At 64.1% G+C, this 3,911-nt stretch carries 4 protein-coding genes and 2 pseudogenes; 4 read left to right on the forward strand and 2 right to left on the reverse strand.

The genetic code is table 11. The features are described from left to right. Positions 1-102 (forward strand): annotated as a pseudogene (locus tag A0U87_RS25950) (IS5/IS1182 family transposase); the annotation flags it as partial. A 46-nt stretch (positions 103-148) separates the two neighbouring features. Continuing rightward, positions 149-976, forward strand: a complete 828-nt coding sequence (locus tag A0U87_RS25955; protein ID WP_137406129.1) for an outer membrane beta-barrel protein — start codon at positions 149-151, stop codon at positions 974-976. Positions 977-1,023: 47 nt separating this feature from the next. On the opposite strand, the gene A0U87_RS25960 is transcribed toward A0U87_RS25955, so the two are convergent. Together A0U87_RS25960 and A0U87_RS25965 are read right to left on the reverse strand one after the other, a co-directional pair. Further along, positions 1,024-1,938, reverse strand: a complete 915-nt coding sequence (locus tag A0U87_RS25960) for a formylglycine-generating enzyme family protein (protein ID WP_137406130.1) — start codon at positions 1,936-1,938, stop codon at positions 1,024-1,026. Positions 1,939-2,021: 83 nt separating this feature from the next. Next, on the reverse strand, positions 2,022-2,399 hold the full coding sequence (locus A0U87_RS25965; RefSeq protein ID WP_004207429.1) for a DUF202 domain-containing protein: 378 nt from the start codon (positions 2,397-2,399) through the stop codon (positions 2,022-2,024). A 555-nt stretch (positions 2,400-2,954) separates the two neighbouring features. On the opposite strand from A0U87_RS25965, the gene A0U87_RS25970 reads away from it, so the two are divergent. Beyond that, positions 2,955-3,716, forward strand: a complete 762-nt coding sequence (locus tag A0U87_RS25970) for a DUF2092 domain-containing protein (protein ID WP_170978475.1) — start codon at positions 2,955-2,957, stop codon at positions 3,714-3,716. Continuing rightward, positions 3,713-3,911, forward strand: a pseudogene (locus A0U87_RS25975) (hypothetical protein); the annotation flags it as partial. The gene A0U87_RS25970 and the pseudogene A0U87_RS25975, both read left to right, overlap by 4 nt.

Here is a 3,911-nt window from a genome sequence, read left to right on the forward strand (position 1 = left end):
ATCAAGCAGTTCCGGGGCATCGCCACCCGCTATGACAAAGACCCTGCCAACTTCCTCGCAGCCATCAAGCTCATCTGCGTGCGCATCTGGTGCAGTGCGTAATGAGTCTACGCGCTAATGAGCGGCCGCCGGCCGAAGGGAGGACGAAATGGCGCGTCACAGCATCAGGCTTGGCGGCATTTGTGTCGTGATGATGGGCACGGTTGCAGCGCCCGCGCATGCGCAATCGCTCGACGACAAATATTGGGTCGAGGTGGGGGCCTATTGGCCATCGGTGAGTTCCCATGTCCGGGTCGCGCCAGCCTCCAACCCGGATGGTGGCACGAATATCGATCTGGAATCCGACCTCGATCTCGACAAGCGCAAGGTGCTGCCGCAGGTCGCGGCGGGGATAAGATTGGGCGGTAACTGGTCGGTGATGGGCGAATATTATTCGCTGAGCCGCAATGGGTCCAGGACGGTGGCGCGCGATATCACATTTGACGATGTCACCTATCCGGTCGGGGTGCGGGTGGAGAGCGGCTTCGATAGCGACGTCTACCGGCTTACCTTCGGCTATGCGTTCGTGAGCACCCCTGATACCCGCGTCGGCGCGGCGCTGGGGCTGCATGCGACCGATTTCACCCTGACGCTCAAGGGGGATGCCCGATTGGGGGAAACGCAGGTGAGTGGGACGCAGCGCCGCCGCAAGGCGCTGGCGCCGCTGCCGACGGTGGGGCTATTTGCGTCGCAGCGGATCGCCACCGACCTGACGCTGAGCGCGCGGGCGGATTATCTGTCGCTCAAGATCGACGATTATAAGGGGCGGCTGCTCAATGCCGAAGCCGCCATGACCTGGCGCTTTGCCAAGAATGTGGGGATCGGTGCGATGTGGCGCTACGTCAATTATCGGGTCGATGTCGACAAGGACAATTGGGCCGGGCGGATGAAATATCGGTTCAGCGGCCCGGCGGTCTTCATGCAGGTCGGGTTCTGACAGGAAAGGGGCGTCGTGCGGATCGGCGCGACGCCCCTTTCTGTCTGTCAGGCCGCGCGGATCACGCAGCGAAAGCCGATATGGCTGGTCGAGGAGTCGATCGCCTGGGCATGGCGCGCGGCTGGGCGATAGCGCCGGCAATAGCTGGGCGCGCAGAGGTGCGAGCCCCCTTTAAGGACACGGCGCGGGATGAGGATGTGTGGCTGCTGCGGGTCATAGCTGGCTTCGCGCGCCTGGTTGAGCGGGTTGCGCGGCGCGCAGCAGGGGCGCGAGGGATCGGCCTGGTGCCGGGCGGCGTAGAAATCCTCGGTCCATTCCCAGACATTGCCGATCATGTCGGACAGGCCATAGCCATTGGCGGGGAAGCTGCCGACCGGCGAGGTGCGTTCATAGCCGTCGATCAGCAGATTTTCGGACGGGAAATTGCCCTGCCAGAAATTCGCCATCGCCTTGCCGTCGGGCAACAGTTCGTCGCCCCAGGCAAATTCCTGGCCATCGACGCCGCCGCGCGCGGCAAATTCCCATTCCGCTTCCGTGGGCAGCGCCTTGCCGGCCCAGGCGGCATAGGCAGCCGCGTCGTCATAGGTGACATGGACCACCGGATGATCGTCGAGGTCACCGATCGAGGAGTCCGGGCCGAGCGGATGGCGCCAGTCGGCGTCGAAGACATAGCGCCACCACTGGCTCCAGTCATGCAGCGGCACCGGACGTTCGGTCGGCGTGAAGACCAGCGAGGCGGGGCGCAGCATGTCCGGCTGGGCGCCGGGATAATCGTCCGGATTGGGGGCGATCTCCGCCGTGGTGCGGTGGCCGGTCGCCTCGACGAAGCGGCGGAAGTCGCGATTGGTGACGGGGGTGGCATCGATCCAGAAGGCGTCGACCTCGACCGGATGGGCCGGCGCTTCCTCGGGATAATGATGGTCCGACCCCATGATGAAGCGGCCGCCGGGAATATGGATCATGTTGTCCGGCGCAGTGGCCGCAGGGGCGAGGGGGGATGGCACGGTCAACCGATACTCCTTGTCTGTCGATCCTGTTGATGCGCCTATACGGCGCGCGTCGCAATGGCCGCGAACAGGGCAATGCCGGCCACGCACATGATCAGCGCCATGACCAGCACCGGCCGGCCCAGATGAAACTGGTTGGTCTGCTTGAGGTCGGACAGCGTCATCCAGTAACCCCATGTGCCAAGCAGAATGGCCAGCGTCCCCATGCCGGCGAGGAACAGGCCGATATGCTGCGGGCTCTGGGAATCGCCATGGCCCGTCTTCTCCGTGGCGGCGTCGAGAAATTTGTAGATGGTGAAGCCGAAGCTGAGCATCGAGAGCGAGGTGCGAATCCAGGCCATCAAGGTGCGATCGGCGGCCATGACGGTGCGTTTTGCACCCAGATCGGCTGGCAGATTGGGAATGTCTTCCGTCATGATCGCCGCTCCATCAGCGAGAAATCTTGCGGTGATCCTAGGCGTGCCGTCGGGGATTGGCGATCATGATAAACCCTGGGACGGCACGGTAACGATCTGTTGCCGGTGCGCGGGCGCAAAGGGGCGCGGAGCGTTGGATAGCAGCATGTTATGGTCGCGCCGGATGACGGGCGTCGGCGCAAAAGGCCGATCAGGGCAAATCCCGACTTGGCCGGCCCCGGCGGCGCTCTAGCTTGATAGCGACAGGACAAGGCCGGGACGGTGCGCAAATGACCACCCGGCAGCAGGGATCGGCCGGGACTACCGGCCCATGAAATGACTGCCACCCATCCCCCTGGGTGTGGTCATGCATCAGGCGGGAAGAAGGACTGCACTTTCCGCCTGATGCTCCGTCAGCCTCAGGCCCTGCTCGGAAAGAAATGCGGCCAAATCGGCAATTATCCCGATGGGCCGTATCGGCGGAACAGCGATAGTCGGCTGCAGCAAGGGAGATGGCGTCCGATGGCTGCATCGCGCATCTCGCCGCGCGTCCGATCCGGGCAGAAGGAGCTTGTGATGAGGTCTAGGATAAAATGTCTCTGTGTGCCGCTGGCGCTGCTGGCCGCATCCACTGCCCATGCGCAGACTGCCGCACCGGCGGCGGGCGTGGTCGAGCCGGCGGCAATGGACGCGATGGACAAGATGAGCGCCAAGCTGATCGCGCTGCCCGGATTCGCGCTGAAGGCCGATGTTACGACCGAAGTGGTGCTGGATACCGGCCAGAAACTGCAATTCACCGGTGCGCTGGACATTCAGGTCCACAAGCCCGACGCGTTCAAGATCGTCGCCACATCCGACATTCAGAACCGCGAATATTATTTTGGCGGCGGCAAGTTCACGGTGCTGGCGCCGCGCCTGAACTATTATGCCAGCGTGCCGGTGACCGGTTCGATCGGCCAGTCGCTCGACAGCCTGCGCACCACCTATGGTGTCGAACTGCCGCTGGCCGACCTGTTCACCTGGGGCACGGACCAGATGCTGCGCAGCCGCATAAAGTCGGGCTATGTCATCCGCCCCGAGACGATCGATGGCCGTACCTGCACCCATTATGCCTTCCGCCAGGAAAAGGTCGACTGGCAGATATGGATCGAGGACAGCAGCCAGTTGCCCTGCAAGATGGTGATCACCGACACGAATGATCCGTCGATGCCGCAATATAGCGCGCTGATGCGCTGGGACGGCAGCGCGCGACCGTCGGCGGCTGACCTCGCCTTCACCGCGCCAGCCGGCGCCAATCCGATCCACATGGTGGACCTGAGCAAGGGAGAGGCGAAATGAGCATGGAGGCAAAACGCGGCCTGGCCATCATCGCGTCGCTTGCCCTGATGGCCGAACCGGTCGTCATCGGTCGGGTCATGCTGTCATCGGCGGCGCTGGTGCTGGGCATGGCCGCATCGACGGCGGAGGCGGCGCCGCCCCGGAACCGTGGCAATCGCGGTGGCGGCGGGCGCGCACGACCGGCGCGGCCCTCGG

It is taken from the genome of Sphingobium sp. MP9-4 (assembly GCF_005281675.1).
GTDB lineage: Bacteria > Pseudomonadota > Alphaproteobacteria > Sphingomonadales > Sphingomonadaceae > Sphingobium > Sphingobium yanoikuyae.